This window comes from Streptomyces recifensis, assembly GCF_002154615.1.
Lineage (GTDB): Bacteria > Actinomycetota > Actinomycetes > Streptomycetales > Streptomycetaceae > Streptomyces > Streptomyces griseoluteus.
The window spans coordinates 1-4,894 of the sequence record NZ_MUNH01000463.1; the positions used below are offsets into that span (position 1 = coordinate 1).

A 4,894-nucleotide genomic window follows, 5' to 3' on the forward strand; every position below is an offset into this window, starting at 1 on the left:
TTCCTCGGTGCTTTCCAGTTCTTCGCTTTCGCGTTTCCCTTTCCGGCGGTTCCGACTCTATCAGACGTTTTCGGCCGGTCTTACCGGCTTCATTTCCGATTTATCGGGGGGTGCTTCTCGGGAATCACATTCAGCGATGTTCCGACGAAGCGAGATAAAGCTTAATGGTTAGCCTTGAACTTGTCTAGCTCCAGGCAACTGTTCGACTCTACCTCCCCGCTCCACCCGTGTCAACAGGTTTTGTGGGGCGAGGAGGAGACTAGCAGCTCGACGGGGTCCCGCGCACATCAGGCGGCGGTGGGGACCGTGGAGCTGCGTTCGGCCTCCTGGACATCGCCGGTCTCCCCCTCGCGCACCGCCCGGCCCCCGAGGACGTAGACGTAGGTGAGGAAGGCCAGCTCGGCCAGGACGCCGATGGTGATGCGGACCCAGGTGGGCAGGCCGGAGGGGGTCACGAAGCCCTCGATGGCGCCGGACACGAACAGCACGAGGGCGAGGCCGATGGCCATGCCGACGGCGGCGCGTCCCTCTTCGGCGAGCGCGGTGCGGCGGGTGCGCGGGCCGGGGTCGATCACGGTCCAGCCGAGGCGCATGCCCGTGCCGGCGGCCACGAAGACCGCGGTGAGTTCGAGCAGGCCGTGCGGGAGGACGAGGCCGAGGAAGGTGTCGAGGCGCCCTGCGGAGGACATCAGGCCGAAGCCGACTCCCAGGTTCAGCATGTTCTCGAACAGGATCCAGAGGACCGGGAGGCCCAGGAAGACGCCCAGGACCAGGCAGAGCGCGGCCGCCTGGGCGTTGTTCGTCCACACCTGTGCGGCGAAGGACGCGGCGGGGTGGCTGGAGTAATAGGTCTCGTAGCCGCCGCCGGGGCGGGTCAGTTCGCGGAGGTGGCCGGGGGCCGCGATCGACGCCTGCACCTCGGGGTGGGTGCCGATCCACCAGCCGAGGAGGATCGCCACGGCGGTGGAGACGAGGGCCGTCGGCACCCACCAGTGGCGGGCACGGTAGACGGCGGCGGGAAAGCCTCGGCCCAGGAAGCGGGTCACGTCGCGCCAGGAGGCGCGGCGGGTTCCGGTGACGGCGCTGCGGGCGCGGGCCACGAGCTGGCTGAGCCGGCCGGTGAGCTGGGGGTCCGGGGCGCTGGAGCGGATGAGGGAGAGGTGGGTCGCGGTGCGCTGGTAGAGGGTGACGAGTTCGTCGGCCTCCGCGCCGGTGAGGCGGCGTCGGCGGCGGATCAGGGCGTCGAGGCGGTCCCACTCGGCCCGGTGTGCGGAGACGAAGACGTCCAGGTCCATCGGGTCTGCCTGCTCCTCGACTCGTCGTGGCCAGCCGCCACCGGACAACGGGACACTGTCAGCTTGTCGTACCGGGATGCGATGCGCCCTCAGCTTGGCAGACTTGCGTCCACAGGGGTGGGCGAGGGAAGGACGGCGGGCGTGAGTGAGCTGGTGACCGGTGAGGCGGTGGCCCTGGAGCTGCGGCCCGCGAAGCTGCCGAGCAGGGCGTTGGCCGTGCTGATCGATCTGGTCGTGGCCGTGCTCGTCTACATCGCCGTGGTGATCGGGCTCGTGGCGGCCACCTCTTCGCTGGACGATGCCGCGCAGGCCGCGATGTCGGTGGCGGCCTTTCTGCTGGTGCTGGTCGGCGGGCCGATCGCGGTGGAGACGCTGAGCCATGGGCGGTCGCTGGGGAAGCTGGCGTTCGGGCTGCGCGTGGTACGGGACGACGGAGGACCGGTGCGGTTCCGGCATGCGCTGGTGCGCGGTGGCGTCGGGATGATCGAGATCCTGATGACGTTCGGGGTGGTGGCGTGCATCGCCTCGCTGGTCTCGGAGCGGGGGCGGCGTCTCGGGGACGTGTTCGCGGGGACGCTGGTGGTGCGGGAGCGGATTCCGGTGGGCCGGGCCGGTGTGGTGCCGCCGCCGGCGCCGGAGTTGGCGGGACGGTTCGCCGAGCTGGATCTGTCAGGCGTGCCTGACGGGCTATGGCTGGCCGTACGGCAGTATCTGACGCGGATGCACCAGCTCCAGCAGCAGGTCTCGTGGTCGATGGCGTCGCGGCTGGCCGCCGATGTGGCGGCGCGGACGGGGGCCGCCGTGCCGCCGGATCTCCAGGCGCAGCCGGCCGTGTTCCTGGCGGCCGTGGTGCATGAGCGACAGTCCCGGCAGGCGCGGCAGCAGCCTCGGTACGAGGGCGGTGGGGACCACGCGGTGACTTCCGTGTCTCCCCCGGCCGTCGCGCCGGTGAGCGAGAAGAACGTGAAGGCGCCGGAACACCCGCAGAGCCGGTCGACGGGGTTCGCGCCGCCCGCCTAGTCGGCCGGGCCGGTCAGGGGAACGTCGACGGTGGGGTCTGGAGGTCCTCCAGCTCGATGCCGGGGGCCGAGAGGACGACGTCTCCGGCGATGTGCACGGTGTGCCTTTCCCCCGTGTCCAGGGCTGTGACCTGGTATTCGTCCACGAGCAGGGGGCCGTTGTCAGTGGCGTGTGCTTCTCTGTCGACCAGTGCCCAGGACTGGTCCACGGTGCGGGGGGCGAGGACCGGGTCGGTCAGGGCGACGAGGCGTACGCGGGTCGCGGAAGAGGAGGGGGTGAGGCGCAGCAGACGTGCGGTGGCGACGAGGAACGCCGGGGACGTGCCGGTGAAGGCGTGGGCGGGCACATTGCCCTCCGTCGCCTCCAGCCCGGCCGGGTCGGTGCGGACCCAGGTGACGCCGTCGAGGGCGGCGCCGCGCACCTGCCAGCCGCCGGCGTGGAGTTCGAGGCGAATGGGGCGGCCGAGGTCGTCCAGGGCGAGGTCGACCGAGCCCCGGTGCGCGCCGTCGGGGGCGGTGAGCTGGGAGACGTAGCGCCAGCCGGAGGGGCCGGGGGCGCACTGGAAGTGTTCCTCTGCGAGGGGGGTGTGATCGTGCGGATCGTGGAGCGAATATCGGCCGCGCGGCATGGGAGGTCCTGGGGTCTGGCGGGCTGACGGTCCGGGGCCGCTGGTCCGGCGCAAAGGGGCAGGCCCCCGGCACGGGGGTGCGGGGGCCTGCCTCGGGTGGTGCGGGGATCAGCGGCTCAGTAGCGGTAGTGGTCCGACTTGAAGGGACCGTCGACCTCGACACCGATGTACGCGGCCTGCTCCGGGCGGAGCTGGGTGAGCTTGACGCCCAGCGAGTCCAGGTGGAGGCGGGCGACCTTCTCGTCCAGGTGCTTGGGGAGCACGTAGACGCCGGTCGGGTACTCGTCGGGCTTGGTGAACAGCTCGATCTGGGCCAGGGTCTGGTCCGCGAAGGAGTTGGACATCACGAACGACGGGTGGCCGGTGGCGTTGCCCAGGTTCAGCAGGCGGCCCTCGGACAGGACGATGATCTTCTTGCCGTCGGGGAAGGTCCAGGTGTGGACCTGCGGCTTGACCTCGTCCTTGACGATGCCGGGGATCTTGGCGAGGCCGGCCATGTCGATCTCGTTGTCGAAGTGGCCGATGTTGCCGACGATGGCCTGGTGCTTCATCTTGGCCATGTCGGAGGCCATGATGATGTCCTTGTTGCCGGTCGTGGTGACGAAGATGTCGGCCTTGTCGACGACCTCGTCCAGCGTGGTGACCTGGTAGCCGTCCATGGCCGCCTGGAGCGCGCAGATCGGGTCGATCTCGGTGACGATCACGCGGGCGCCCTGGCCGCGGAGGGACTCGGCGCAGCCCTTGCCGACGTCGCCGTAGCCGCAGACGACGGCGGTCTTGCCGCCGATGAGGACGTCGGTGGCGCGGTTGATGCCGTCGACCAGGGAGTGGCGGCAGCCGTACTTGTTGTCGAACTTCGACTTGGTGACGGCGTCGTTCACGTTGATCGCCGGGAAGAGCAGGACGCCGTCGCGCTGCATCTCGTACAGCCGGTGGACGCCGGTGGTGGTCTCCTCGGTGACACCGCGGATCTCGGAGGCGAGCTGGGTCCACTTCTGGGAGCCGTCGGTGATCGTGCGGTTGAGCAGCTCGAGGATGACGCGGTGCTCGTCGGACTCGGCGGTGTCGGGCGAGGGGACCTTACCGTCCTTCTCGTACTCGACGCCCTTGTGGACGAGGAGGGTGGCGTCGCCGCCGTCGTCCAGGATCATGTTCGGGCCGCCGGTGGGGCTGTTCGGCCAGGTCAGCGCCTGCTCGGTGCACCACCAGTACTCGTCCAGGGTCTCGCCCTTCCAGGCGAAGACGGGGACGCCCTGCGGGTTGTCCGGGGTGCCGTTCGGGCCGACGGCGATGGCGGCGGCCGCGTGGTCCTGGGTGGAGAAGATGTTGCAGGAGGCCCAGCGGACGTCGGCGCCGAGGGCGACGAGGGTCTCGATGAGCACGGCGGTCTGCACGGTCATGTGCAGGGAGCCGGTGATGCGGGCGCCGGCCAGGGGCTGGGCCTCCGCGTACTCCTTGCGGATCGACATCAGGCCGGGCATCTCGTGCTCGGCGAGGGTGATCTCCTTGCGGCCGAACTCGGCCAGGGAGAGGTCGGCGACCTTGAAGTCCTGTCGGTTGTCGACAGTGGTCATTGCGGGCTGCTCCTCGAAGTCGGGGCGAGGTGGGTACGGCTGGTCTGCACGGCGACGGACACAGGGGTGCCCCGGGAAGAGGACACAGGCATGCCCGCGTACGCGCAGCGCAGTCCGTCGGAGGCCCTCTCTCCCTCGGCCGGTCCGCTCCGGGACCGCCCGACCGCCATCAGCAGCGACGTCTGGCTCCGTCCCAAGCTACACCGGAGGGCGGGGCGCGCCCCAGTCCGCGTTCGGACACCGCGTGCCGTGCAGGTGACGGATGTGGCGCGAACGGATGGGTGCGGGACGGGGCATCCGGGTGTGGCGAGGCCCCCGGCGCGGCCGGTGGGGACCGGGGGGCCTCGCCACGCCCGGATGCCCCGTCCCGCACCCAT

4 protein-coding genes are annotated in these 4,894 nt (G+C 70.5%); 1 reads left to right on the plus strand and 3 read right to left on the minus strand.

The features are described 5' to 3' along the window. Positions 1 to 287: 287 nt before the first annotated feature. Positions 288 to 1,295: a stage II sporulation protein M gene (locus CCN33_RS22820; protein ID WP_086695391.1), complete on the minus strand. Its 1,008-nt coding sequence runs from the start codon at positions 1,293 to 1,295 to the stop codon at positions 288 to 290. Positions 1,296 to 1,436: 141 nt separating this feature from the next. Between CCN33_RS22820 and CCN33_RS22825 the strand changes: the two genes are divergently transcribed. Beyond that, entirely contained in the window at positions 1,437 to 2,315 is an 879-nt protein-coding gene (locus CCN33_RS22825; protein ID WP_086695392.1) for an RDD family protein, read from the plus strand. Positions 2,316 to 2,328: 13 nt separating this feature from the next. Here the strand turns inward: CCN33_RS22825 and CCN33_RS22830 are convergent, their stop codons facing one another. After that, positions 2,329 to 2,943 (minus strand): hypothetical protein, encoded by a 615-nt coding sequence (locus CCN33_RS22830; protein ID WP_086695393.1) that lies wholly within the window; start codon positions 2,941 to 2,943, stop codon positions 2,329 to 2,331. A gap of 116 nt (positions 2,944 to 3,059) precedes the next feature. Further along, positions 3,060 to 4,517, minus strand: a complete 1,458-nt coding sequence (ahcY, locus tag CCN33_RS22835; RefSeq protein WP_086695394.1) for an adenosylhomocysteinase — start codon at positions 4,515 to 4,517, stop codon at positions 3,060 to 3,062. Positions 4,518 to 4,894: the final 377 nt, after the last annotated feature.

What these genes read in the sequence shown, in the direction of transcription:
- CCN33_RS22820 (WP_086695391.1), bottom strand. Translation starts at nt 1,295, where the DNA reads ATGGACCTGGACGTCTTCGTCTCCGCACACCGGGCCGAGTGGGACCGC.
- CCN33_RS22830 (WP_086695393.1), bottom strand. Translation starts at nt 2,943, where the DNA reads ATGCCGCGCGGCCGATATTCGCTCCACGATCCGCACGATCACACCCCC.
- ahcY (WP_086695394.1), bottom strand. Translation starts at nt 4,517, where the DNA reads ATGACCACTGTCGACAACCGACAGGACTTCAAGGTCGCCGACCTCTCC.